The 25312-nt window shown below is 67.1% G+C and carries 16 protein-coding genes; 8 read left to right on the top strand and 8 right to left on the bottom strand.

Translation table 11 applies throughout. The features are described from left to right. Positions 1-11: 11 nt before the first annotated feature. On the bottom strand, positions 12-1295 hold the full coding sequence (locus ACGI6K_RS21380) for an MFS transporter (protein ID WP_376947451.1): 1284 nt from the start codon (positions 1293-1295) through the stop codon (positions 12-14). A 398-nt stretch (positions 1296-1693) separates the two neighbouring features. Between ACGI6K_RS21380 and ACGI6K_RS21375 the strand changes: the two genes are divergently transcribed. Further along, entirely contained in the window at positions 1694-3175 is a 1482-nt protein-coding gene (locus ACGI6K_RS21375) for a carbohydrate porin (RefSeq protein ID WP_376947493.1), read from the top strand. Between the two features lie 1399 nt (positions 3176-4574). Here the strand turns inward: ACGI6K_RS21375 and trhA are convergent. Then, on the bottom strand, positions 4575-5192 hold the full coding sequence (gene trhA, locus ACGI6K_RS21370) for a PAQR family membrane homeostasis protein TrhA (protein WP_376947453.1): 618 nt from the start codon (positions 5190-5192) through the stop codon (positions 4575-4577). Between the two features lie 276 nt (positions 5193-5468). Between trhA and recC the strand changes: the two genes are divergently transcribed. From recC to ACGI6K_RS21350, 4 genes are all read left to right on the top strand, one after another. Then, positions 5469-8960: an exodeoxyribonuclease V subunit gamma gene (gene recC / locus ACGI6K_RS21365; protein WP_376947495.1), complete on the top strand. Its 3492-nt coding sequence runs from the start codon at positions 5469-5471 to the stop codon at positions 8958-8960. Next, a complete protein-coding gene (gene recB / locus ACGI6K_RS21360) occupies positions 8957-12637 on the top strand; it encodes an exodeoxyribonuclease V subunit beta (protein ID WP_376947455.1) in 3681 nt (1226 codons plus the stop codon). The genes recC and recB overlap by 4 nt, the downstream gene beginning before the upstream one ends. Further along, entirely contained in the window at positions 12634-14745 is a 2112-nt protein-coding gene (recD, locus tag ACGI6K_RS21355) for an exodeoxyribonuclease V subunit alpha (protein WP_376947457.1), read from the top strand. Before recB ends, recD begins: the two co-directional genes overlap by 4 nt. A 366-nt stretch (positions 14746-15111) precedes the next feature. Beyond that, positions 15112-15474: an endonuclease domain-containing protein gene (locus ACGI6K_RS21350; RefSeq protein WP_376947497.1), complete on the top strand. Its 363-nt coding sequence runs from the start codon at positions 15112-15114 to the stop codon at positions 15472-15474. A 43-nt stretch (positions 15475-15517) separates the two neighbouring features. Here ACGI6K_RS21350 and ACGI6K_RS21345 read toward each other — a convergent pair whose 3' ends face one another. The 4 genes from ACGI6K_RS21345 to ACGI6K_RS21330 all read right to left on the bottom strand — a co-directional run bounded on the left by ACGI6K_RS21345 (position 15518) and on the right by ACGI6K_RS21330 (position 20451). Then, entirely contained in the window at positions 15518-15931 is a 414-nt protein-coding gene (locus ACGI6K_RS21345; protein ID WP_376947459.1) for a hypothetical protein, read from the bottom strand. Positions 15932-16104: 173 nt separating this feature from the next. Next, positions 16105-17802 carry a methyl-accepting chemotaxis protein gene (locus ACGI6K_RS21340; RefSeq protein ID WP_376947461.1) on the bottom strand — a complete coding sequence of 566 codons (1698 nt, stop codon included), beginning with the start codon at positions 17800-17802 and terminating at the stop codon, positions 16105-16107. A 128-nt stretch (positions 17803-17930) separates the two neighbouring features. Further along, positions 17931-19709, bottom strand: a complete 1779-nt coding sequence (locus ACGI6K_RS21335; RefSeq protein WP_376947463.1) for a bifunctional diguanylate cyclase/phosphodiesterase — start codon at positions 19707-19709, stop codon at positions 17931-17933. Positions 19710-19830: 121 nt separating this feature from the next. Continuing rightward, positions 19831-20451: a phosphoesterase gene (locus ACGI6K_RS21330; protein ID WP_376947465.1), complete on the bottom strand. Its 621-nt coding sequence runs from the start codon at positions 20449-20451 to the stop codon at positions 19831-19833. Between the two features lie 126 nt (positions 20452-20577). Between ACGI6K_RS21330 and lpxO the strand changes: the two genes are divergently transcribed. Continuing rightward, positions 20578-21477: a lipid A hydroxylase LpxO gene (gene lpxO / locus ACGI6K_RS21325; RefSeq protein ID WP_376947467.1), complete on the top strand. Its 900-nt coding sequence runs from the start codon at positions 20578-20580 to the stop codon at positions 21475-21477. A gap of 100 nt (positions 21478-21577) precedes the next feature. Here the strand turns inward: lpxO and ACGI6K_RS21320 are convergent, their stop codons facing one another. Together ACGI6K_RS21320 and ACGI6K_RS21315 are read right to left on the bottom strand one after the other, a co-directional pair. Then, on the bottom strand, positions 21578-22552 hold the full coding sequence (locus tag ACGI6K_RS21320) for a substrate-binding domain-containing protein (RefSeq protein ID WP_376947469.1): 975 nt from the start codon (positions 22550-22552) through the stop codon (positions 21578-21580). A gap of 241 nt (positions 22553-22793) precedes the next feature. Next, a complete protein-coding gene (locus ACGI6K_RS21315) occupies positions 22794-23699 on the bottom strand; it encodes a LysR family transcriptional regulator (protein ID WP_376947471.1) in 906 nt (301 codons plus the stop codon). Between the two features lie 133 nt (positions 23700-23832). On the opposite strand from ACGI6K_RS21315, the gene ACGI6K_RS21310 reads away from it, so the two are divergent. Continuing rightward, positions 23833-24531 carry a CoA transferase subunit A gene (locus tag ACGI6K_RS21310; RefSeq protein ID WP_376947473.1) on the top strand — a complete coding sequence of 233 codons (699 nt, stop codon included), beginning with the start codon at positions 23833-23835 and terminating at the stop codon, positions 24529-24531. Positions 24532-24560: 29 nt separating this feature from the next. Next, positions 24561-25217: a CoA transferase subunit B gene (locus ACGI6K_RS21305; protein WP_376947475.1), complete on the top strand. Its 657-nt coding sequence runs from the start codon at positions 24561-24563 to the stop codon at positions 25215-25217. Positions 25218-25312: the final 95 nt, after the last annotated feature.

Raw genomic sequence — 25312 nt, 5'->3', positions numbered from 1 at the left:
GATTGCTTCGTTCAGGGTTCGTAATGGTTAGCCGCCTGGGCGATGGCCGGCAACTCCAGGGCGCTGTTCGTCGCCTGGGAGGCTTTGCGCGACGGGTCGGTGCGCAGCAGCGACCAGGACAGCAGCAGGCAGAGGCCGACCAGGCCGGCCAGCAGCAGGTAGACGCTGGCGAAGCCGATCTTGTCGTAGCCGTAGCCCACCGCCGGCGACAGCAGCATGGCGGTCAGTTGCTGGGCGAACTGGAAACTGACCAGGTAGAGCGTGGCCGACAGCCGCGAATCGAAGTTGACGCAGATGTACTTGAACACCGCGACCAGCAGGATCGGCACCTCGATGGCATGCAGCATCTTGCAGGCGGCGATGGTCCAGGCATCGCTAGCCAGCCCCGAGCCGAGGATGCGCACGAACATGATGGTGCCGGCCAGCAGCAGGCCGTATTTGGCGCCGGTGCGGGCGACCACCCAGGGCGCGACCAGCATGAGCAGGGCCTCGACCAGTACCTGCGAGGAGTTCAGGTAGCCGTAGGCGCGGGTGCCTTCTTCCGGGGTGGGGAAGAAGGAAGCGAAGTACACCGGGAACTGCTGCTCGTAGATCATGTAGACCCCGGCGACCCCGGTCAGGAACAGGCTGAACGCCCAGAAGCGCGGCAGGCGCAGCAGTTGCAGGATGTCGGCGGTGCGTACCGGTACGGATTCGCTGGCCCGCGTCTCGTGGTTTTTGAAGGCGTCCATGTCCAGCTGGGAGAGAATCAGCAAGAACGCCAGGCCGGCGGCGCTGCTCATGTAGAAGGCGATGTCCGGGTCGATGTCGAACACCACGCCGGCCACGCCCGTCGCGGCCGCCCAGCCCAGCGAGCCCCACATCCGCGTGGTGCCGAACTCGAAGCCGGCGTGGCGCGACAGCCGCTCGGTATAGGACTCGATGACGCCTACGCCGGCGAGCATGGCGAAGGCCAGGAAGGCGGCGCCGACCAGGGCGCCGAGCACCACGTCGTGAGCCAGCAGGCCGGCGTAGACGTGGATCGCGAAGGGCGCGGCACAGGTGAGCAGCACGCCGATCCAGACCAGCAGCTTGCGGGACAGGCCCAGGCGATCCTGCAGGGCGCCGTAGAAGGGCTGGATGAGCAACGCGGCGATGGCGTTGGCGGCGAAGATGAAGCCGGTTTCCGTACCGTTCAGACCGATGACCCGGTGCAGCCATATGGAGAACAGCGAATAGCTCGACGACCAGGCGAAGAAGAAGAAAAACAGCAGGCCACTGATTAGCCAGTATTCGCGTTTTAACGGGAGATGCATGGAATAACCCTCTTGTTTTTATTGGAGGTAACGTTAACATCGCGATCTATTACGCTACTCCCGCTGGCCCGCTGTCAAGCGCAATTGTTCGGCCGGGGCGCGTAAGCAGGCGTTGAGGACGTCGCGGGGGGCCGCTTTCCGTTGTCCGTCGCGCCCGTGGAAATCCGGCTTTCCGGGTCGCTCGTGGCGCGTGAGGGAGAGGTCGGTTCGAACGCTTCCTAAGTAGAATTATTACAAGAACAAGAGGTTTACACATGCATTCTGCGGCCTGTCGGCCCTTGGCCGGCTTTTCCCTGTTTTTCCTCTCCATCAATAATCTCCTTGCCGCACCGGAGCTGAGCGTCGAGGAACGTCTCGCCCGGCTCGAGGCCAGGGCTGCTGTCGCCGAGGCGCGGGCTATGGCGGCCGAAGCCGAAGCTGGTCGGCTGCGCAAGGAAGTCGAGCAGCTCAATCGGCAGTTCGCCCTCGGTGGTCTTCCGGCAGACATGCAGTCGTCGATGTCGCTCAGCGCGCGCGTGGCTCAGATCGAAGCGCGCCAGCAGTCCTTGGAAAACCGTACCTCGACGCTGGCATCTTCGGTGGACTCGATCGGGGACCTGACCGAGGGTTTCTCCTTCACCGGCTATGCCCGCTCCGGCACGCTGACGGATGGCGCCGGCGCCGGTCGCGGCGGCCCCTACATGACTCCCGCCGGTTCGGTGGGCGGGGCCGTCGGCCGGCTCGGCAACGAGCCCGACACCTATGTGGAGTTGCAGTTCTCCAAGGAAAGCCAGGCCGACAACGGCACGCGCTCGAAGTATACGGTGATGCTCGCCGACGGTGTGGAAACGCCTAACGACTGGACCGCCAGCAACAGCTCGCTCAACGTGCGCAAGGCCTATGCCGAACTCAGCAACCTGTCCTCGTTCCAGGGCAGTCCCACGTTCCGCAACGCCACCCTGTGGGCCGGCAAGCGCTTCGACCGGGAGAATTTCGATATTCACTGGCTCGACACCGACGTGGTGTTCCTGGCCGGCACCGGGGCTGGCATCTACGATGTGCAGCTGACCGACAACTGGCGCCTCAACGCCTCGCTGATGAGCCGCTCCTACGGCGACTTCAGCACGGACGACAGCAAGGACATCAGGAGCTACATCGCCACCGTCAACCAGTTCTTCGACGACGGGCGCTGGCAGCTCATGCTCAATGGCATCGCCTCGCGGCGCAACAACGCCAAGCTGAAGGATAGCGGCTCCGATCCCGACGAGCGGAACAGCCGGGTGAACAAGGCGGGGTACAGCCCAGCCGAAAGCGGCGCGCACGGCCTGTTCGCCTACCACCGGCCGGACTTCTTCGGCGGGGAAGGGTTCTTCAAGGCCGCGCTGCTGTACGGCAAGGGGTTGGGCGCCGAGGTCAAGGGCATCGGCTCCGACGGCGAGCTGCTCGACGAGGCCGAGGCGCTGCGCCTGGCACTGTACGGCCACACCCGCCTGAGCAAGAACTGGCGCATCGCCCCGGTCCTGCTCGCCGAGCACAGCAAGGATCGCTACGTGCCCGGCGACAACTATCGCTGGTTGACTCTCAACCTGCGCCTGGCCAACGAACTGACCAGCAACTTCGAGATGGTCTACGAACTCGGCTGGCAGAGCATGAACCTCGACCCGCGCGGTTACAACGGCCGGCAAAAGAGCAACGGCGATTTCTGGAAATTCACTGTGGCGCCGACCTTCAAGATGGAATCCGGAAACTTCTTCGAACGCCCAGAACTGCGCGTGTTCGCCAGCTACATGGACTGGTCCAAGGAACTCGACGACTTCAGCACATCGGACAACTTCGGCCAGAAGCACTTCAAGTCGGGCGGCGTCTGGCAGTTCGGCACGCAGATGGAGACTTGGTTCTAGGGAGCGATGGCGGCTTTCAGCTGGCCGTTTTGCGGTGGCGCGGAACCGGCCTGGCGATAGTGAGGAGCAAGGGGTTCGGTACTGGAGCCGCTGGCCGTCAGCCTGGACGGCTTGCCGGAGTGCCGCGCCCGGATGATTGTCGAGCGGACGCTGCATCTACTGATCGAGCCGGGCAAGCTTCGCTATCCTCACGGGCTGGAACGCCCGGCGAATGCCTGCAAGCCTGAATGAAGGAACATCGATGCAATCCGTTGAGTCCCTGTTGGCCGAACTGCGTGAACTCGCGGAATTGCCCGAGCTTCCCCTGTTCGAGCCAGAGCGGACTGCCGATACGAGTGACCTCCCCAGGGCAATCGCATGAAATGCCTGCCCGATACTGGGCTGGAACGGTTGTGTGAGCCTTGGCATGGCTGCTTGCCGAGGGGCTGGATACTTCCTGTTTCGGCCCCCCGGCCGAGTCACTTTCTCTTTGCGCACGCAAAGAGAAAGTAACCAAAGAGAAAACGCGCCCGGTCATTCGGCCCCGGCTATGCCGGGGTTCCCTCGCTCCGGCACCTCCCTGCGGCTCGCCCCTCTACGCGACGCCTGCGCTCGGCCTCCTGAACGGGAGTCGGGCTCCGAGTTGCCTGAAAGCGCTTTCGCTCTTGCGGCACGGCTTGTCAGGCCGCGCCGGATGCCCCCTTCAGGAGGCCGAGCGGAATCGTCGTGGAAGCGGTCGAGCGGCAAGGATGCCGCGAGAGCCGCGATGGGCCATGGCATGGATGGCCTTTCGCGGCGAGCCCCTGGAACGACGATGCAGGGAGGGAACCCGGAGCGAAGCGCAGGGCCGGATGAGGGGGTGGCCTTCTTTTGGGTTACTTTTTCGTGGCCAGGCAAGAAAAAGTGACTCGGCCGGGGGCCGAAACAGAAGGTATCCAACCACTCGGCAAGCAGCCAATGCACTGGATCTGAAGACCACGCCGGAACGACGAGGCACCCAACCTTTCCAGTCCGGTATCGAGCGAGCGCTTCATGCGATTGCCCTGGTGACCTCCCCTAGCCCCTGCTTGCCGCGATTGCAACATTGTTGCCCAAGCCGCGCCGGGACAAGCTCTGGCCGGTGATTCTCTAGCTCTGTGCTATCCATCCGTACAGCACGGAGCAACTGGCGACCGTGCTGGGTCGGCAGGTGACAGCGTTCAAGACCAGCCATCTGAGTCCTATGCGGGAACGCGAGGGCTTGCTCCGCTATATACATCCCGAGGTGATCAACCATCCCGAGCAGGCCTACCTGACCACGGAAGTCGGACGAGCCTGGCTGGCGGAGAACGGTATTCGGCTATAAGCACGACCTATGATCCGCGAGAGGCAGCCATGTCCGTCCTGCCGGCCGGATCATCGTGCCGGATACGCCGCTCTTTCACAGCACATAAAAGAAGATCGCCACGAAGTGCAGCAGGCTGCCGGCCATGACGAACAGGTGCCAGATGCCGTGCCAGTGGCGGAAACGTTCGTCGAAGACGAAGAAGACGATCCCCACGGTGTAGAAGATGCCACCCGCCAGCAGCCAGGCGAAGCCCGCGCTGCCCAGGGCGGCGAGTAGCGGCTTGACCGCCACCAGGACCAGCCAGCCCATCACCGCGTAGATCACCAGCGAGAGAATCCGCGCCTCGGACTGCTGCTTGAACTCCTGGAACATGCCGAACAGCGCCAGGCTCCAGATGATCGCCAGCAGCGACCAGCCCCAAGCATCAGGTAGGGTCACCAGGCAGAAAGGCGTGTAGCTGCCGGCGATCAGCAGGTAGATGGAGAGATGGTCGAGCTTGCGCAGGATCGTCTTCGCCCGTCCACGCAGGCTGTGATAGATGGTCGAGATGATGTAGAGCGCGAGCAGGGTAACGCCGTAGATCGCGCTGGCGACGATCTTCTGCGGCGTGCCGTCGAGACTCGCCGCCACCAGCAGCCAGATCATGCCGACCAGAGCCAGGACCGCGCCGATCAGGTGAGTCCAGGCGTTGAACCTTTCACCGTGATACATACCGTGCACCTCAATGGCGATGCATATGGCAATCATTATACGTTGAGCCGGATATCACAAGTGACACTTGCTTGACAGCACAGTGCGCAGGCAGATGCCCGGTCGCGGACCGAACTGCTCGCAGCAGGGTCGGCTATCTCGTCTCCCGGCGGCGGGCGGGCTCCTCGCATGCCGACGACGCCGGTTTCCCGCATTGCCGGCAAGCAATCGAGTATGACCCCCGTCGTCGTCCGCGAGTGGCACAATGGCGCCCTTCTTTGCGGGAGGGAGCAGGGCATGCAGGGTGACGAGGGACTGGGCGCCGGGCTGATGGTGGTGCACGGCAACCGCCTGGAAGCGTTGCGCGAATTGGCGGTGGAATGGATGCGGCGTCATCCCCTGACGCCGCTGGAGGACGAGGTGGTGCTGGTGCAGAGCAACGGCATCGTCCAGTGGCTGAAGCTGGCGCTGGCCGGGCGGGACGGTTGCGGCATCGCCGCGGCGATCCGCGTCGAGCTGCCGGCGCGCTTTCTCTGGCAGAGCTACCGCGCGGTGCTGGGGAGCGACGGCATCCCCCGCGAATCGCCGCTGGACAAGGCGCCGCTGACTTGGCGGCTGATGCGCCTGCTGCCAAACCTGCTGGAAGGCGTGGCGTTCGCTCCGTTGCGTCGTTTCCTCGAAGATGACTCCGACCTGCGCAAGCGCCACCAACTGGCCGAGCGCCTGGCCGATCTGTTCGACCAGTATCAAGTCTACCGCGCTGACTGGCTGGCCGACTGGGCCGAGGGCCATGACCGGTTGCGCACCTCGCGCGATGGGGCGAAGCCGCTCGACGAGCCGGCGCGCTGGCAGCCGGCACTGTGGCGCGCCCTGCTGGCGGATGTCGGCCAGGACACGGTGGCCACCAGCCGCGCCGGCGTGCACCTGCGTTTCGTCGAACGCCTGCGCGGCCTCGAAGCGCCGCCGCCCGGCCTGCCGCGGCGGGTCATGGTGTTCGGCATCTCCTCGCTGCCGGCGCAGGCCCTTGAGGCGCTAGCCGCCCTGGCGCGCTTCAGCCAGGTGCTACTCTGCGTGCACAACCCCTGTCGGTACCACTGGGGCGACATAATTCCCGACCAGGACCTGCTGCGCCACCAGTACCGCCGCCAGCGACGCAAGGACGGCATGGCGCCGGGGCTGTCCGCCGAGGACCTGCATCAGCATGCCCATCCGCTCCTGGCCGCCTGGGGCAAGCAGGGCCGCGACTACATCAACTTGCTGGACAGGTACGACGATCCCGAGCACTACCGCGAGCGCTTCGCCAGCCTCGGCGTGCGCATCGACCTGTTCGACGAGGAGGATGGTCCCAGGCCCGGACACCTGCTCGGCCAGTTGCAGGACGACATCCTCCACCTGCGCACCCTGGAGGAAACCCGCAAGGAGTGGTCGCCGGTCGATCCGAAGGCCGACCGCTCGCTGCGTTTCCACATCGCCCACAGCGCTCAGCGTGAAGTCGAGATCCTCCACGACCAGTTGCTGGCGCGCTTCGCCGCCGCCCCCGGCCTGCGCCCGCGCGAGGTGATCGTCATGGTCCCGGACGTCAACGCCTATGCACCGCACATCCAGGCGGTGTTCGGCCAGTACGCCCGGGACGACGACCGCTACATCCCCTTCAGCCTCGCCGACCAGGGGCAACGCGGCTGCGATCCGCTGCCGATCGCCGTCGAACAGCTACTGAAATTGCCGGAAAGCCGGCTGACCGTCAGCGAGGTGCTCGACCTGCTCGACGTGCCGGCGCTGCGCGCGCGCTTCGCCATCGACGAGAGCGACTTGCCGACCCTGCGCCGCTGGATCGAGGGCGCCGGCATCCGCTGGGGCCTGGATGCCGAGCGCCGCGCCGGCCTCGGCCTGCCGGCGGGCCTGGAACAGAACACCTGGCGCTTCGGCCTGCGGCGTATGCTGCTCGGCTACGCGGTGGGCAGCGGCGCGCCCTGCGCCGGCATCGAACCCTTCGACGAGATCGGCGGTCTGGAGGCCGTGCTGATCGGTCCGCTGGTGCGCCTGCTCGACACGCTCGACGACCTGCACCGGCGCCTGGCCCGGCCCGTCGCGCCGGCCGAGTGGGGACGCATCCTGCAGGCCATGCTGGGCGATTTCTTCCTGGCCCAAAGCGAGCGCGACGAAACTCTGCTCGGCCAGCTCGGCGAGGCGCTGGAGGAATGGCTGGAGCTGTGCGCCGGGGTCGACCTGGACGAGCCCCTGCCGCTCGGCGTGGTGCGCGAAGCCTGGCTCGGCCTGCTGGACCGAGGTCGCCTGAGTCAGCGCTTTCTCGCCGGCGCGGTGAACTTCTGCACCCTGATGCCGATGCGTGCCATCCCGTTCCGTGTGGTTTGCCTGCTCGGCATGAACGACGGCGACTACCCGCGCAGCCAGACGCCCCTGGACTTCGACCTGATGGCCGGCGACTACCGCCCGGGCGACCGCTCGCGCCGCGAGGACGACCGCTACCTGCTGCTCGAAGCCCTGCTCGCCGCCCGCGAGCAGCTCTACGTCAGTTGGGTGGGGCGCAGCGTCCGCGACAATTGCGAGCGGCCGGCGTCGGTGCTGGTCGGCCAGTTGCGCGACCATCTCGCCAGCGGCTGGCGTTTGCCGGAGGAATACTATGAGGCGAGCGATTCGCAGGCCGACAAAGCCAAAAGGCTGCTCGCGGCGCTGACCACCGAGCACCCGCTGCAGCCGTTCAGCCGCCGCTACTTCGAGGGCGACGACGCCCTGTTCAGCTACGCCCGCGAATGGGCCGCGCTGCACCGCCGGGACGCGCCGGCCGGAGCGGCGCAGGCGCTGCCGCCGTTCGAGCCGGACGGCGCGTTGGCCCTGGAGACCCTGCAGAACTTCCTGCGCGATCCGGTCAAGCATTTCTTCACCCAGCGCCTCAAGGTGCATCTGGACGAGGGCGTGCAGGCGCAGCTCGACGAGGAACCCTTCGGTCTCGACGGTCTGCAACTGCACCAGTTGCGCCAGAACCTGCTGGACGCCGCCAGCCTGGCCCTGGAAGACGATCCGGCGCGGGTCGAGGCGGCGCTGGAGGCTGCCGCCCTGCGCCTGCAGCGCAGCGGCCGGTTGCCGCTGGCCGGCTTCGGCGAGCGCCTGCGCGAGCAACTGCTGAAGCCGCTGCCGGAGCAGATGCGGCGTTACCGGAGCCTCTGTTCCCTGTGGTCGACGCGGCTGGAATCGCCCAAGCCGCTGCGGTTCGAACACAAGGGCGTCGAGCTGGCCGGCTGGCTCGGCGGCCTGCGCGAGAACGCCGGCGGGGCGCTGGCGCGCATCGAACTGCAGCCCGGCGAGCTCAAGCGCGGCAAGGACGGCTGGAAATGGCACCGCCTGCTCAGGCCCTGGGTGGCGCATGTCGCCGCCGCGGCCTGCGGTGCGCCGCTGACCAGCCTGCTGGTCGGCCAGGATGCGAGCCTCGAGTTCGCGCCCATCGAGCAAGCACGGGCGCAGGCGATCCTCCGCCCGTGGCTGGAAGCCTGGCGCGCTGGGCTGGAAACGCCGTTGCCGGTGGCGCTGAACACCGCCATCGCCTGGCTGGGTGCGGACGACGAGAGCAAGGCCGAAGAGGCCGCGCGCAAAGCCTACGAGGGCGGCTACAACCACGTTGGCGAACTGGCCGGCAGCGCCAGCCTGGCGCGCCACTACCCGACCTTCGCCGCGCTGATTGAAAGCGGCGATTTCCCCGAGTGGAGCCGCGACCTATACCAGTCGCTGCTCGACCACCAGCCCACGGAACTCATGGAGGAGAACCACGCATGAGCCAGCCGCCGCCCGCCGCCCGCCCGCTGGCGCTACGCTTCCCGCTGCACGGCAGCCGCCTGATCGAGGCCAGCGCCGGCACCGGCAAGACCTTCACCATCTCCGCCCTCTACCTGCGCCTGGTGCTCGGTCATGGCGGCGAGGCGGGCTTTTCCCGCGAGCTGCTGCCGCCGGAGATCCTCGTGGTGACCTTCACCGACGCCGCCACCCGCGAGCTGCGCGACCGCATCCGCACGCGGCTGGTCGAGGCGGCCAAGGTGTTTCGCGAGGAGGCGCCGGGCGACGATCTGCTGCAGCAGTTGCGCGCCGACTTTTCCGCCGAGCGCTGGCCGGCCTGTGCGCGCCGCCTGGACATCGCCGCGCAGTGGATGGACGAGGCGGCGGTGTCGACCATCCACGGCTGGTGCCAGCGCATGCTGCGCGAGCACGCCTTCGACAGCGGCAGCCTGTTCACTCAGACCCTGGAGACCGACCACAGCGAACTGCTCGCCGAGGTGGTGCGCGACTACTGGCGCCAACACTGCTACCCGCTCTCCGCTGCGGCGCTGAGCTGGGTGATCGAGCACTGGGGGCATCCGGATGCGCTGCTCAAGGACAAGCTCGGCGCGCTGCTCGGCGAGGCGCAGCCGATGCCGGCCGAGCCGCTCGGCATGCTGCTGGAGCGGGCGCTGGCCGAGCAGGCCGGCGAACTGGCCCGGCTGAAGGAAGGCTGGAACGCCTGGGCCGACGAGTTGGAAGCGCTGCTCGATGCGGCGGTGCAGGCCAAACGGGTAGACGGACGCAAGATCCAGGCGCGCTACTACCGGCCCTGGTGCGAGAAGCTGCGCGCCTGGGCAACTGGCGACGAGACGGACCTCGACCTCGGCAGCGGCTTCGCCCGCCTGACCCCCGAGGGTCTGGCCGAGGCCTGGAAGGGCGAGCCGCCACCCCATCCAGCGCTGGAGGCCATGCGCGCGCTGCCGGCGCGCCTGCGGACGCTGCCCGGCCCCGACGCGCCGGCTCGGCGCCACGCCGCCGCCTGGGTAGGCCTGCGCTTCGAGCAGGAGAAGCGCCGCCGCGCCGAAATGGGTTTCGACGACATGCTGAGCCGCCTCGACGCCGCCCTGCGAGGCGATAACGGCGGGCGCCTGGCCGAGCTGATTCGCGGCCAGTTCCCGGTGGCGCTGATCGACGAGTTCCAGGACACCGACCCGCTGCAGTACCGCATCTTCGACCGTATCTATGCCATCGCGAGCAACCGTGCCGACTGCGGCCTGTTTTTGATCGGCGACCCCAAGCAGGCGATCTACGCCTTCCGCGGCGCCGATATCCACACCTACCTGCGCGCCCGCCAGGCCACCGAGGGCCGCCACTACAACCTGGAAACCAACTTCCGCTCCAGCCAGGCGCTGGTTTCCGCGGTTAACCGGGTGTTCCGCCTGGCCGAGCGGCGCGAAGCCGGACACGGCGCCTTCCTGTTCCGCGACGGCGCGGCCGACCCGCTGCCCTTTCTCGAAGTGGGCGCGCAAGGCCGCGAGGAGGTCTGGCAGATCGGAGGCAATGCGCAGCCGGCACTGAATCTCTGGCATCTGGAGGGCGAGGCGCCGCTGCCCGGCGGCGCCTACCGCGCGCAGATGGCCGAACGCGCCGCCAGCGAGATCGTCCGCCTGCTGAACCTCGGTCAGCAGGGCGGGGCGGGCTTCGTCCGGGACGGGCGGTTGCAGCCGCTGCGCCCCAGCGACATCGCCATCCTGGTGCGCGATTTCAAGGAGGCCGAGGCGATTCGTGGCCAACTGGCCGCGCGCGGGGTACGCAGCGTCTACCTTTCGGACAAGGATTCGGTGTTCGCCAGCCCCGAGGCGCGCGACCTCCTGCTGTGGCTGCGCGCCTGCGCCGAACCGGACGTCGACCGCCCGCTGCGCGCCGCCCTGGCCAGCCGCAGCCTGGGCCTCGCGCTGGCCGAACTGGAGGAGCTGAACCGGGACGAGCGCATCTGGGAGAGGCGCGTCATGCAGTTCCGCGGCTACCGCCAGCGCTGGCAGCGCCAAGGCGTGCTGCCGATGCTGCACCAACTGCTGCACGACTTCGATCTGCCGCAGCGGCTGATGGCGCGCCCCGATGGCGAGCGCGTGCTGACCAACCTGCTGCATCTGGCCGAGCTGCTGCAGCAAGCCGCCGCCGGGCTGGACGGCGAGCAGGCGCTGATCCGCCATCTGTCCGAGCTGTTGGCCGGCGAGATCCAGGTCGCCGAGGAACAGGTGCTGCGCTTGGAGAGCGACGCGGCGCTGGTGCGGGTGGTGACCATCCACAAATCCAAGGGCCTGGAATATCCGCTGGTGTTCCTGCCGTTCGTCTGCGCCTTCCGCGCGGTGGAGGGTGGCAAGCCGCTGTGGGTGCACGACGGTGAACGCCGCCGGTTGGTGCTGACGCCAGGCGAGGACGAGGTGGCGCGCGCCGACCGCGAGCGCCTGGGCGAGGAACTGCGCTTGCTCTACGTGGCCCTGACCCGTGCCCGCCACGCCTGCTGGCTGGGCGTCGCCGACCTTTGCGTCGGCAATGCCAGAAAATCGCGCCTGCACGATTCGGCGCTCGGCTATCTGCTTGGCGGCGCTGTGCCGCTGGAGCGCAGCGCCGCCCTGGCCGACTGGCTCGCGCCGCTAAAGGTGGCTGGCGAGAGCGCGGTGCTGGAGGCGCCCGAAGCCGGCGGCGAGCGCTTCGTCGAGCAGGCAGTCGCCCGGAGCAAGCCGCAATGGCGCACCCCGGCGCGCAGCGCCGCCGAGCACTGGTGGATCGCTTCCTACAGCGCCCTGCGCATCGGCACCGGCGAGGAAAGGCTGGCCGACAGCCAGATACCGGCCAGCCGCTTCGACGACGCCGCGCCGGATAGCCCGGCGGCACAGAAGGTCGCCGACGACGAGCGCGAGAGCGTCTTCGTGCCGCTGCGCGCGGGTGAAACGCCGACTCTGCATCGTTTTCCGCGCGGCCCCAATCCCGGCACCTTTTTCCATGGCTTGCTGGAAATGGCCGGCCGCGAAGGCTTCGCCGCGCTGGCCGCCGAGCCCGCGCGGCTGCGCGAGCTGATCGCCCGGCGCTGCCAGTTGCGTGGCATGACCGAATGGATCGATCCGCTGGCCGACTGGCTGCTCGACCTGCTGACCAGGCCCTTGGCGCTCGGCGGGGACCGGTGTGTGGCGCTGGCCAAGCTCGGCCAGTACCAGCCCGAACTGGAGTTCTGGTTCGAGGCGCGCGCCGTCGACGTGCGGCGCATCGACGAATTGGTTCAGGAGTGGGTGCTGCCCGGCCTGCCGCGTCCGGCACTGGCAAAGGATCGGCTCAACGGCATGTTCAAGGGCTTTATCGACCTGGCGTTCGAGCACAACGGGCGCTACTACCTGCTCGACTACAAATCCAACTGGCTGGGCGAGGACGATGCCGCTTACAGCGCCGAGGCGATGGCGGCGAGCGCCGCCAGCCACCGCTACGACCTGCAGTCGGTGCTCTACCTGTTGGCGCTGCACCGCCAGTTGCGCGCGCGCCTGCCCGGCTATGACTACGACGCGCACTTGGGCGGCGCGCTCTGCCTGTTCCTGCGCGGCAGTCGCGCGGCGGGGCAGGGCATCCACCGGGTGCGCCCGCCACGCGAGCTGATCGAGACGCTGGATGCGTTGTTCGAGGGCAAGAAGGAGGCCGAGGCATGAGCGAACAATTGCCCCTGGAATTGGAAAGCGCGGCGCCGTCGGCCGCCCTGCGCGATGCCGAGAGCCTGCTGGCGCTGCTCGACGCCTGGGTCGAGCGTGGCTGGCTGCGTGCCCTGGACCGCGCCTTGGCCGGTTTCTTTCGCGAGCTGGACGAGTCCTGCCCGCCGCTGGCGCTGCTCGCTTGCGCCCTGGCCAGCCACCAGCTCGGCCACGGCCACGTCTGCCTTGACCTGGCGGCGACCTTGGCTAGCCCGGACTTTGCCCTGTCGCTGCCGCCGGAAGGCGAGGATGCCGCGCGCGCCAGCCTCTTGCCCTCGGAGATTCTCGCCGGCGTCGCGCCGAGCCAGTGGCGAAACGCGCTGGCTGCCAGCTGCCTGGTGGCCGTCGACGGACTTGGCGAAGAAGCGCCCCTGGTGCTCGCCGGCGAATGCCTCTACCTACGCCGCTACTGGAACCACGAGCGCGCGGTGGCGGCGGCGATTGGCGCGCGCCTGCGGGATGCGCCGGCCTTGCCGGCCGATCTTGCCGTCCGCCTGGCCCGGCTCTTTCCCGAGCCGCCGCTGGTCGACGGCGAGCGCCGGACCGATTGGCAGAAACTCGCCTGTGCCCTGGCCGCGCGCGGCAGCTTCAGCCTGATCACCGGCGGTCCCGGTACCGGCAAGACCACCACCGTGGTACGCCTGCTGGCCCTGTTGCAGGGGCCGGCGCTGGAGAACGGCCAGGCGTTGCGCATCCGTCTCGCCGCGCCGACCGGCAAGGCCGCCGCGCGGCTGACCGAATCCATCGGCGCCCAGGTCGCCTCGCTGGCAGTGGACGAGGCGCTGCGAAAGGCCATCCCCAGCGAGGTCACCACCCTACACCGGCTGCTCGGCAGCCTGCCGGACAGCCGCCACTTCCGCCACCACGCCGGTAACCTTCTGCCGCTGGACGTGCTGGTGATCGACGAAGCCTCGATGATCGACCTGGAGATGATGGCTTGCCTGCTCGACGCCTTGCCGCGCCACGCCCGGCTGATCCTGCTCGGCGATAAGGACCAACTCGCCTCGGTGGAGGCCGGCGCCCTGCTCGGTGATCTGTGTCGCGACGCCGAGGGCGGTTTCTACGGCGCCGAGACCCGCGCCTGGCTGGAGGCGGTCGGCGGCGAAGCGCTTGCCGATCCCGCCTTGCGCGAAGGCGACGGCGAACGCCGGCCACTGGCCCAGCGCACGGTGATGTTGCGCCACTCGCGGCGCTTCGGCGGCGGCTCGGGCATCGGCCGTCTGGCCCGCGCGGTCAACTGCCGCGATGCGGCGCAGGCGCGCTCCATCCTCGCCGAGGGCAGTCGCGATCTGCATGTGCTGCGCCTGCGCGGCGAAGCGGACCGGGCGTTCGAGCGTCTGGCGCTCGACGGCCTGCCGGCGCGGGGCGAGTCCAGGCCGCAGGGTTACGTCCATTACCTCGAACTGCTGCGCGAGTCGCGCCCGGCCGCCGATTGCCCACCCGACCATGAAGACTGGAAAAACTGGGCGGCAGCGGTGCTCGAAGCCTTCGACGAATTCCAGTTGCTCTGCGCCGTGCGCAAGGGTCCCTGGGGCGTGGAAGGGCTCAACCCGCGGATCGCCGCGGCTCTCTGCCAACGCGGTCTGCTCGATGGTGACCAGGGCTGGTACGAAGGCCGTCCGGTGCTGATGACCCGCAACGACTACAGCCTGGGCCTGATGAACGGCGACATCGGCATCGCCCTGCGCCTGCCCGAACCGCCTGAGCAGCCCGACGCGAAGCCGCAGACGGTGCTGCGCGTAGTTTTTCCGCGCAACGACGGTTCGGGCGGGCTGCGCTGGGTACTGCCCAGCCGCCTGAGTGCGGTGGAGACGGTATTCGCCATGACCGTGCACAAGTCTCAGGGCTCGGAATTCGCCCACACTGCGCTGATCCTGCCCGATACTCTCAACCCGGTGTTGACCAAGGAGCTGATCTACACCGGCATCACCCGCGCGCGGCACTGGTTCAGCCTGATCGAAAGCCGTCCCGGGGTGTTCGACGAAGCGGTGAGGCGGCAGGTGGAGCGCAGGAGCGGGCTGGTGGAGGCATTGGAAAGGCGGCCCTCTCCCCCGGCCCCTCTCCCGTGAACGGGAGAGGGGAGTCGTGCGGACCGATCCGGTGCGGGTGGACACAGGCCGGGTTCGGCACGGATAGCGCCTTTTCTGTGAATGGGAGGGAGGAGTCGTGCGGACCGATCCGGTGCGGGTGGACACAGGCCGGGTTCGGCACGGATAGCGCCTTTTCTGTGAATGGGAGGGAGGAGTCGTGCGGACCGATCCGGTGCGGGTGGACACAGGCCGGGTTTGGCACGGATGGCGCCCTTTCTGTGAACGGGGGAGGAGAGTTGTGCGGGGCGATCCGGTACGAATGGGCGCAGGCCGGATTCAGCACGAATAGCCCCTCTCCCGCGTGCGGGAGAGGGGTTGGGGAGAGGGCGGTTCATGGACGAGCAAATGCGTGACCGGGCACGGGCGTTGCGGCGCGGAATGACCGAGGCCGAGCAGCGCCTCTGGTATCACCTGCGTGCCCATCGTTTTCTGGGGCTGAAATTCAGGCGGCAGGCACCGCTGGGCCGTTACATCGTCGACTTCGTCTGCATGGAACTGCGCCTGATCGTCGAACTGGATGGCGGCCAGCACGCCAGGCAGGTGGCCTATGACCAGCGCCGGGACGATTGGCTGCGGGAGCGGGATTTTATGGTGCTGCGTTTCTGGAATCACCAGGTGTTGCAGCAGACGGAGGCCGTGCTGGAGCGGATTCGCCTGGGGGTGGAGCGAGCCCGCGCCCGGTCCTCTCCTCCAACCCCTCTTCCGTGAGCAGAAAAGGGGTTGGAGGAGAGGACCGGGTCATGGACGATTCTTACAAGCCTTTGTGCTCGGGCGCCAAGGCCGCGGTGCGGGCGTTTCCGATGTCTTCGACCGACTGGTCGACGGCCTGGGCAAAGCACTTGGTCAGTAGGTCGAAGTCTTCGATACGGCTGCAGGTCTTGAGCCAGGAGCTCAACGCCAGGGACTTGCGCAGCTCAGCCGGATTGAGCATGCGTTTTTCGCATGCCAGATAGCGGCGGATGCCTTCGTCGCCGGAGCGTCCATCGAACTCCAGGTCGCAGACTCTGCCCATCTGGGCGTTCCAGATCATGCCGTCATGTCGGGCCACCATGCTGGACGCGAATTGTTCGTACAGTTCCTGGTTTTCCTGGCGGGCCTGTTCGTGCAAATAGATGCCGCCGACGATGGCGGCCACTCCTGTAGCGCTGGCTATGAAAGCTTTCATGGCGCGGTCTCCTTGTTTTCTCGGGTACGGCTGGACTTGCACGCAGGTCTTCCCGAACAGCAGTAAACACGGCGAGCAATTAAATGATTTGTTTCCGAATTCGGTTTTTGGTTCGCACCGATTTCCATAAGTTCGGCCTGGCTATTGCCTGGCGTGGCGCAAAGACGGTTATTTCAGAACGCTTCCCAGTGCCCTCCGACGATGCTCAAGGCCGGGCTGGCGGCTGCTCTCGGCAGCGCCGGCCGCTCCGGCGCGGCGTCGTTCCGTTCCGGGATTTCCTGCCGTGCCGCGTGCGGCGCTTCCATGGCCAACTGGAACACCGCCACTGCCTCTTCCAGGTGCCGCGCCTGTTCGGCTAGCGAGGCCGAGGCCGTCGACGCCTCCTGCACCAGCGTCGTGTTCTGCTGGGTCACCTCGTCCATCTGCGCGGCCGCCGTGTTCACCTGGGCGATCCCCTCGCTCTGTTCGTTCGAGGCCGCCGAGATTTCGTCGATGATGTCGGTCACCCGCTGCACCGCCTTCACCACCTCTTCCATGGTCCGCCCGGCCTGCTCGACCAGTTGCGAGCCGTCGCCGACCCGCTTGCTGGAGGCCTCGATCAGCGCCTTGATCTCCCGCGCCGCCTCCGCCGAACGGCCGGCCAGGTTGCGCACCTCGTCGGCCACCACCGCGAAGCCGCGGCCCTGCTCGCCGGCACGCGCCGCCTCCACCGAGGCGTTCAGCGCCAGGATATTGGTCTGGAAGGCGATCGAGTCGATGACCCCGACGATCTTGGTGATCTGCGCCGAGCTGTCGCTGATCTCGCGCATCGTCTCCACCACCCGACCGACCACCTCGCGGCCCTGGCCGGCGGTGCCCGACGCATCGTTGGCCAGCGCGCTGGCCTGGCGGGCGTTGTCGGCGTTCTGCTTCACCGTCGCGGTCAGCTCTTCCATGCTCGCCGCGGTTTCCTCCAGCGAGGCAGCCTGCTGCTCGGTGCGCGAGGACAAGTCGGCGTTGCCGCTGGCGATCTGTTGCGCGCCGACCAGGATCGAACCGCTGCCGGCGCGCACGCTGGTGACGATCCGCGCCAGGCTTTCCTGCATCTCGCCCAGCGCGCCGAGCAACCGGCCGATCTCGTTGCGCGAGGTCACCGGGATCGGCTGCGACAAATCGGCGCGGGCCAGGCGCTGCACATGCTCCATCGCCTCGTTCACCGGGTGGACCACGAAGCCCATCAGCATCGCCCGCAGGGCCAGGATCAGGAACAGAGCGATGGCCAGCGCGACGCCGCCGACGATGGCGAAGCCCTCGAGGCTGGCGTGATAGTCGTCCAGTTGCCACGTGCCGTGGCTTTCGAGGAAGGCCATGGCTTCCGCTAGACCCTGGGCGACCTGGGGGCCGCGTTTGAAGATCATGTCGTCCTCGAGCTGGTCGAAGGTGCCGCTGTCGTCCTCCTTCCAGGCCAGCAATTGCCTGTCGAGCGCCGCCAGGGATTCTTCGAGATCGGCGGCCACCTTTTCCAGGCGCTGGCGCCCGTCCTCCTCGTCGAACGGTGGCAGGGCCTTGAAAGTCGTCAGGGACGTGCCGGCCGTGCCGAGCAGCTCCTTGAGTTCGACCTCCTGCCGCTGCCGCTCGACCATGCCGACCAGGCCGACGGAACTCATCTTGCCGTAGGCCTCCAGGTGGGCGAAGACTTTCAGGCGCAGCGTGTCGATCTGGCGCAGCAGGTCGATGCGGGTGGCGGTGCGCGTACGGTCTTCGAGAGCCCGGTTGGCCATGTCGGTGCCGGTATAGCCCAGCGCGGCGACGAGGCCGATCAGGAGCGTGAAACAGACCAGGGTAGTGGTGACCATGGCCCTGATGCTCAGATTGCGCAAGAAGTTCTGCATGGAGTTCTCCGTAACGACTGGTGTGCGGCGCCGGATCGGGCCTGCGCCTTCTGTTTTTTCGCCGGCCCGGCGGCGAACGCGCCGCGCCGGAGCCGGGCTCGCCCACACGTGGCCGGGCGCGGCGTGGATCAGGTGAAGCCTTTCGGCTCCCGCGCCAGCCGGCGGGTGTCGATCACCGTCAGACTGTTGCCGGGCAGGGCCTTAGCCCGTCGCTTGGCGCTGGAGGCCAGCTCGGCGAGTTGCGCGGTATCCAGTTGCGTACAGGCTTCGGGAAACAGGTGAACGGCGCCCAGCGATAGGCTGAGCAGCGGGAACTCGTGCCGGTGGCCCTGGCGGTCGTGGCTGCCGAAGCAGCCGGCCTCCAGGTGCTCGCTGCGGTAGAGACGCCGGCAACGCATCGGGAATTCCTCCTGCAGGCGGGCCAGGCGCCGTCGCCAGTCGGGGGAGGTCAGCACCAGCAGGAAGTCGTCGCCGCCGATGTGGCCGAGGAAATCGCACTGCGGGTCGATCTGTTCGGCCAGGCAGCGGGCCAGGTCGAGTAGCACCTCGTCGCCCTTGGCGTAGCCGTAGCAGTCGTTGAACGGCTTGAAGTGGTCGATGTCGACGTAGCAGACCAGCGCTTCGCGCGGGTTCTGCAGCAGGCGGGTCAGGCACTGCTGGATCGGCACGTTGCCTGGTAGCAGGGTCAGCGGGTTGGCGTGGCGCGCCTGTTGCAGCCGCTGCTCGGTGATCAGCCTGAGCACGTCGATGGCCCGGCCGATGCCCAGGTAGCGGCCGTCCTTGGTGATCACGAAGTCTTCCTCGATGCTCTGACGGGCGTGGCCAGTCAGCAGGCGGCTGATTTGTTGCAGGGAATGCGTCTGCTCGACGGCGAGGAAATCCTCGTCCATCAGCCGCCGGATCGGCTTGCGGGCGAACAGCTCGGGGCCGAAGGGCTTGAGCATGATGTTGGACAGCGCTTGGCGCTGGACCACGCCGATCGGTCGCCGCTCGGCGTCGAGGACCGCCAGGGTGTTCAGCGAGGCCTGGCGGCGGAACAGTTCGAGGACTTCGGCGACCGGCGTGACGTCGGCCACTCCCGGCTGTTCGATGAGCAGCGCGGCGAGGCTCGCGTCGTCCTCGATGGGCAGCGCGCCGGCCGGCCTGGGGTGCGGCAGGCATTGGCAGGGTTCGCTGTCCGGGCGCTCCGTGGGGCGAGCGAACAGGTCGCCCTGCAGCAGGTCGACGCCCATCTCGACCAGGGTGGCCAGTTCCTCCGGGCGCTCGATGCCCTCGGCGATGATCCGCGCTCGGGAGGCCCTAGCCATGCGCAGAATGGAGTCGACGAATTCGCGCTTGAGCGGGGCGCGGTCGATGCCGTCGATGAAGTGGCGGTCGATCTTCACGTAGTCAGGACGCAGTTCGGACCACAGGCGCAGGCCGGCGTAGCCGGCGCCGAGGTCGTCGAGGGCGATGGAGAAACCCATGGCGCGGTAGTAGTAGAGCGCCGCATCGAGCAGGGCGAAGTCCTTGATGGGGGTCTGTTCGGTTAGCTCGATCACCACCTTGTGGGGCGGGATGCCCAGCTCGTTCAGCAGTTCCAGGGTGTGCCCGGTGCGCCGTTCCGGTTCGAGCAGCACCTCCGGCGAGACGTTGAGGAACAGCCGGCCGTCGAGGTTAAGTTCCTGGAAGCGCCGGTAGGCGTTCTTCCGGCACAGGGCTTCCAGTTCACCGAGGCGGCCGGCGTGGCGGGCGGCGCCGAACAGCGGCATGGGCGTGTGCAGGGGACTGTTGGAGGGACCGCGACTGAGGGCTTCGTAGCCGTGGATGCGCTGTTCCGAGAGGCTGAGGATGGGCTGGAAAAGGGTATTCAGGGTGCCCTGGGCGAGGATCAGGTCCAGGGCGCTCAACTGCTCGGTGACGGTCATGGAAGAGCCCCTTTCGCAGGTTAAGGCAAAGTGCCATATCGCGATGGCCGGTATTGCACGACAAATCCATGACGCTAGTATGACGTTCGCGACCGCTGCGCCGGTGGGCGTCGGTGCCCGCTCAGGGCACCGGTTCGGGCTCGCGCCAGTCGGCCGGGGCGAAGGCCACCGGGCGGCCGGACAGGGACATCGCCAGGCGGTCCAGCCAGACCTCGACCGGCAGCCGTGGGGCCTGGGTAGCGACACCAATGGCGAGCAGGCCGAGAACCAGCAGGCCGGTCGGGACGCGGCGCGGCGCGAGCCTGTCGAGATAGCGTAAGAAGAACAGTGCGCCGAACGTGCCGAGCAGGCAGCCGGCGATGGCTTCGGAACGCGGATGCGAGGCAGCGGCGATCTGAAACAAGCCGTAACACCAGGCCACGGCTAGCGCCGCCAGGGTCGCGGGCCAGCGCCAGAGGGGACGGAAACGGCGGACCAGCAGGCTGCCCAGGACGGTTAGCATCAGGGTCGCGTTCGTCGCCTGGCCGCTGATGACCGTGAGATCGAGCCAGCGTACGCCCAGGCCCCAGCCCTTGAAGGCGAGCTTGCTCGCGGCGACCGGCAAGTAGCAGGCGAGCAGGGTGACCAGCCAGGCCGCCAGCGCCCGCGGCGATCTTCCGGCCAGCAGCCAGAGCGCGATCACCGCGGCCGCGGGCAGCATCACCGACAGGTCGGAATAGCGGGTCAGGCTCTCGGGTAGCATGCCGCTTCCCCGTCCAGGCGCGGACGGCCGCACGGCACGGGCGCCCGTCCCCCTGGCCGATGGCATCTCGTTGCCGTCCGGCGTAGCATGGGTCTTCTTCTTTTTCCAGACATAATCTTAAGCGCCGTGAAGTACCTCATCCTTTCAGTTCTGGTCTTTTCCGTCGGCTATGTGCATCTGCGTGGCCGGGTCCGCCACAAGCTCACCCGTCAGATTACCGATCACTCGAGCTTCCTGGCACCGCTGAACACTCTCCTGTACCTGACCTCCAGCGTTCCCAACAGGCCCTACCTGTCGCCCGACGAATTCCCCGAGATGAAGCGTTTCCAGGACAACTGGGAAAGTATCCGCGAAGAGGCGCTGGCGCTGTTCCAGGCCGGGGAGATCAAGCGCTCCGACACCTACAACGATGCCGGCTTCAACTCCTTCTTCAAAAGCGGCTGGAAGCGCTTCTACCTGAAGTGGTACGGCGACAGCCATCCCTCGGCCAGCAAGCTGTGTCCGAAGACCATCGCGCTGTTGCAGGAGGTCGGCTCGGTGAAGGCGGCGATGTTCACTCTGATGCCGGCGCACTCGAAGCTGGTGCGCCACCGCGACCCCTACGCTGGTTCGCTGCGCTACCACCTGGGCCTGTCCACTCCCAACGATCCGGGCTGCTTCATCAGCGTCGACGGGCAGACCTACGCCTGGAGGGACGGCGAGGCGGTGGTGTTCGACGAGACCTACATCCACCATGTGGAGAACACCACCGACAAGGATCGGCTGATCTTCTTTTGCGACATAGAGCGCCCCCTGAAGTATGGCTGGGCGACCGCGCTGAACCGCTGGTTCAGCCGCACGGTGATGGCCGCCGCCAGCTCGCCCAACGATGTCGGCGACAAGACCGGCGGGGTGAACCGGGCCTTCAAGTACCTGTACTGGCTGCGCCTGCAGGGCAAGGCACTGAAAAAGCGTAGCCGCAGCCTCTACTACACGCTGAAGTGGGGGATGCTGGGCGCTCTGTTCGGGCTGTTCCTGCTCAGTTGAGCGCTGTTCCGAACGCATGGAACGGGCCACCTCGGGTGGCCCGTTCCGTTTCCGGCGCGGCCGGACACCGCTCCCACTGCCTGCGAAGACCGCCGGACTCTCAAGGCGCCGCACGGATTTCCGGCGACGAGCGGGGTAGATAGACCTCGAAATGGTCGACCAGCACCTGCTCGGGAACGCTCTCGCCCCGCGCCAAGCGCTTGAGCATCCAGTAGCTCTGGCGACCGATCTCGCGGCTGTTCATGTCCACATAGGCCTGTACCAACCCTTCGTCGAGCAAGGCGTGCTGCGCCGCGTCGGGCTCGGACGTGGCAATGATGATGACGGGGCGCCTGCCCGTCTTCTCGAGTTCGGCGAGCGCCGGGCCGATATGCCGTCGGTAGGCATCGACCTTGTAAACGGGCCACATGCCCAGGCTTATGATGACGTCGAATTGGTCAGCGCTCAGCAGGTCGGCCAGTTGCAGCACGGCGTTCTCGGGCGTCTCCGCGCGATTCAGCGGACAGCGGTGGGGTTCGCTCCAGCCGTTCTCGCCGTGCAACTGGTCGGTGACCCCGGCGCCGCCGAGGCGCTGGCGGATTCCCTGGAGACGCTCGTGCTGATTGGTGCTCCAGAGGTTGTCCTGCAGGATGCACAGCCTTCCGCCCTGCGGTTTCAAGCGTTGAGCCAGTTCGCCCAGCCGGTGGCCGAAGGCTAGGTTGTCGAGCCCGACGTAGCCCTTGCGCAAGTGCCGTTCCGCCGGCTCCAGATCCGTTTCGAAGGTGACCAGGGGCACTCGTCCTATCCCCTGCAAGGCGTGTTCGGCCAGCCATTTCGAGTGCGTCACCGCCAAGGCGATGCCGTCCAGATCGCGGGCGAGGGTCTGCTCCAGGGCCTTGTTCTGGCGCCGGAAATGCGGCGATCCGGGGGCGCCCAGAAACAGGCAGGTATCGCCCTGGGCCTGGGCGGCCTCGGCACAACCTTTCCCGCTCAGCATGCAGTGGTGCTGGTCGTTGCGCTTGGCGACCAGGGCGAACCGCAGGGACTCGGCCTCGGCGGGGACGGCGAACAGCAGTCCATGGAACAGAACCGCCATGGCGAGGCGGAGTCCTGTTGCCAGCGCGGCTCGCGCCGGGCTCCGGTGGCTCGATGTAAAAGGCGCCGGCTCGGGGTGCGTCATGGATGCGTCCTGTCTGCGGGTTCTGTTCCTGTACAGGCGACTTTATAACAGGGGCGCTCGCCGGGCATCCGCACTGCTCGCGAAGGCCGGGCCGGGCGCTCCGCTTTCTGCATTCATGGAGGGAAGAGTCCGCGCATGCCCCGGATGGCCGTGACGCTCAGGATGGGTCGCCCAGCCGATGGGCATCAATGCTTTCCAGCAACACCCCGCGCAGGGCCTGCGCGGCGGTCGACAACTCGTGATCGGCCAGGGTCAGCAGGCCGAGGCGCCGTTCGATGACCGGTTCGTGCAGGGCCACGCAACGGGCGCCCAACTCCCGCATCTGGCGGATGCACAGCGAGGGCACCACGCTCACCCCCAGGCCGCTGGCGACCATGCGTCCGATCGTGGCCAACTGATGGCTCTCGAAGGCGATTGGCAGCCTTTCCCCGTGCGCCGCCAGGTGCCGTTCTAGCAACAGGCGCACGGTGGATGGGCGTTGCAGGGCGATGAAGTCTTCTTCGAGCAACTCGGCCCAGCTCAGCCACGGCCGTCCGGCCAGCGCCGAGTCGGGCGGCAGCACGGCGACGAAGCGATCCGTGTACAGCGCATCGAACGCCAGGCCGTCCGGGGCGTCCGGTTCGAAAGCGATGCCCAGTTCAACCCGGCGGTTACGCACCATCTCGATGACCTGCTCGTGGATGACGTCGTGCACCGTCACGTTCACTTGCGGGTACCGGCCGCGGAAGACTTTCAGCGTCGCCGGCAGCGGGTTGCCGGCGAAGGACGGCATGGCGGCCACGGATACCTTGCCGAGCTGCAGGGTGAAGCGCTGGCGGAGCATTTCCTCGGCGTTGTCCCAGTCGGCCAGCAGTTGCCGGGCGAGCGGCTCCAGGCTCTCGCCTTCCGGGGTCAGCGTCACGCTGCGGGTGGTGCGGCTGAGCAAGCGCCCGCCCAGGGACTCTTCCAGGGCCTTGATCGTCAGGCTCAGCGCCGGTTGGGACAGGTGCAGGCGCTCACTCGCCTGGGCGAAGCTGCGGGTTTGCGCCACGGCGAGGAAGGCGCGCAACTGCTTGAGGGTCATTCATTGGTTTTCCAAATCAATGTATTGGTAAATCAAAATTAACAAATAAGTCGTGACGCACGACACTGCCCTCACCAAAGACGTCCCTCGGCAGGCGCCACGGGACAGAACAACAACAAAGAGGCAGAACGGCATGGCTGGACTCGACAAGCGCGTGAATACCTACGAAGAGGCCCTGGCAGGGCTCACCGACGGCATGACCGTCCTGGCCGGCGGCTTCGGTCTGTGCGGTATCCCGGAAAACCTGATCGCCGAGATCCGCCGTCGGCGGGTCAAGGGGCTGACGGTAGTTTCCAACAACTGCGGCATCGACGGCTTTGGCCTGGGCGTGCTGCTCGAAAAACGGCAGATCCGCAAGATGATCGCCTCCTACGTTGGCGAGAACGCTCTATTCGAGCGCCAGTTGCTCGACGGCGAGCTGGAGGTCGAACTGACCCCGCAGGGCACTCTGGCCGAAAAGCTGCGTGCTGGCGGCGCGGGCATTCCCGCCTTCTACACCGCGACCGGCTACGGCACCCCGGTCGCCGAGGGCAAGGAGGTCCGCGAGTTCCGCGGCCGGCGTTACATCCTCGAAGAGGCGATCAGCGGCGACTTCGCCATCGTCAAGGGCTGGAAGGCCGATCACTTCGGCAACGTCGTCTACCGCCATACCGCGCAGAACTTCAATCCGGTGGTGGCCACCGCCGGGCGGATCACCGTGGTCGAGGTGGAGGAGATCGTCGAACCCGGCGAACTGGAACCCAGCCAGATCCACACCCCCGGCATCTATGTCGACCGCGTGATCCTCGGCCATTTCGAGAAACGCATCGAACAGCGTACCGTCCGCGCCTGACCCCATCCGATATAAGAAGAGAGACTCCTATGGCACTTTCCCGCGAACAGATGGCCCGGCGCGTGGCGCGCGAATTGAAGGACGGCTACTACGTCAACCTGGGGATCGGCATCCCCACCCTGGTGGCCAACCACGTACCCGAGGGCATGGACGTGATGCTGCAGTCGGAGAACGGCCTGCTCGGCATGGGCGCCTTCCCCAGCGAGACGGAAATCGACGCCGACATGATCAACGCCGGCAAGCAGACCGTCACGGCCCGGCCCGGCGCCTCGATTTTCTCCTCCGCCGAATCCTTCGCCATGATCCGCGGTGGCCACGTCGACCTGACGGTGCTCGGCGCCTTCGAGGTGGACGTCGAGGGCAACATCGCTTCCTGGATGATCCCCGGCAAGCTGGTCAAGGGCATGGGCGGCGCTATGGATCTGGTGGCCGGCGCCGACAACATCATCGTCACCATGACCCACGCCTCCAAGGACGGCGAGTCCAAGCTGCTGCAGCGCTGCTCGTTGCCGCTGACCGGCGCCGGCTGCATCCGCCGGGTGCTCACCGATCTGGCTTACCTGGAGATCGACAACGGCGCCTTCGTGCTCAGGGAGCGCGCGCCGGGAGTGAGCGTCGAGGAGATCGTCGCCAGGACCGCCGGTCGGCTGATCGTGCCGGACGATGTGGTCGAAATGACCTTCTGATTTTGGTTTTGCAGCGACCCTTTCTCCAGCCTTCTCCCCGAAAAGAGAGGGAGCCGGTTCAGCGCCTACGGGATGGGGCGAGACATCGGAGAGAT

The organism is Azorhizophilus paspali (assembly GCF_043587585.2).
In the GTDB taxonomy this organism is placed as follows: domain Bacteria; phylum Pseudomonadota; class Gammaproteobacteria; order Pseudomonadales; family Pseudomonadaceae; genus Azotobacter; species Azotobacter paspali.
The sequence above is the reverse complement of the archived record's forward strand: the minus strand, read 5'-3'. Positions and strand labels throughout refer to the sequence as shown.

Bases quoted from the DNA above. Each gene is read 5' to 3' on its own strand.
- ACGI6K_RS21380 (WP_376947451.1), bottom strand. From the start codon at position 1,295: ATGCATCTCCCGTTAAAACGCGAATACTGGCTAATCAGTGGCCTGCTG.
- ACGI6K_RS21335 (WP_376947463.1), bottom strand. From the start codon at position 19,709: ATGACCGTCACCGAGCAGTTGAGCGCCCTGGACCTGATCCTCGCCCAG.
- ACGI6K_RS21310 (WP_376947473.1), top strand. From the start codon at position 23,833: ATGGCTGGACTCGACAAGCGCGTGAATACCTACGAAGAGGCCCTGGCA.
- recC (WP_376947495.1), top strand. From the start codon at position 5,469: ATGCAGGGTGACGAGGGACTGGGCGCCGGGCTGATGGTGGTGCACGGC.
- recD (WP_376947457.1), top strand. From the start codon at position 12,634: ATGAGCGAACAATTGCCCCTGGAATTGGAAAGCGCGGCGCCGTCGGCC.
- recB (WP_376947455.1), top strand. From the start codon at position 8,957: ATGAGCCAGCCGCCGCCCGCCGCCCGCCCGCTGGCGCTACGCTTCCCG.
- trhA (WP_376947453.1), bottom strand. From the start codon at position 5,192: ATGTATCACGGTGAAAGGTTCAACGCCTGGACTCACCTGATCGGCGCG.
- ACGI6K_RS21320 (WP_376947469.1), bottom strand. From the start codon at position 22,552: ATGGCGGTTCTGTTCCATGGACTGCTGTTCGCCGTCCCCGCCGAGGCC.
- ACGI6K_RS21305 (WP_376947475.1), top strand. From the start codon at position 24,561: ATGGCACTTTCCCGCGAACAGATGGCCCGGCGCGTGGCGCGCGAATTG.
- ACGI6K_RS21350 (WP_376947497.1), top strand. From the start codon at position 15,112: ATGCGTGACCGGGCACGGGCGTTGCGGCGCGGAATGACCGAGGCCGAG.
- ACGI6K_RS21375 (WP_376947493.1), top strand. From the start codon at position 1,694: ATGGCGGCCGAAGCCGAAGCTGGTCGGCTGCGCAAGGAAGTCGAGCAG.
- ACGI6K_RS21340 (WP_376947461.1), bottom strand. From the start codon at position 17,802: ATGCAGAACTTCTTGCGCAATCTGAGCATCAGGGCCATGGTCACCACT.
- ACGI6K_RS21315 (WP_376947471.1), bottom strand. From the start codon at position 23,699: ATGACCCTCAAGCAGTTGCGCGCCTTCCTCGCCGTGGCGCAAACCCGC.
- ACGI6K_RS21345 (WP_376947459.1), bottom strand. From the start codon at position 15,931: ATGAAAGCTTTCATAGCCAGCGCTACAGGAGTGGCCGCCATCGTCGGC.
- ACGI6K_RS21330 (WP_376947465.1), bottom strand. From the start codon at position 20,451: ATGCTACCCGAGAGCCTGACCCGCTATTCCGACCTGTCGGTGATGCTG.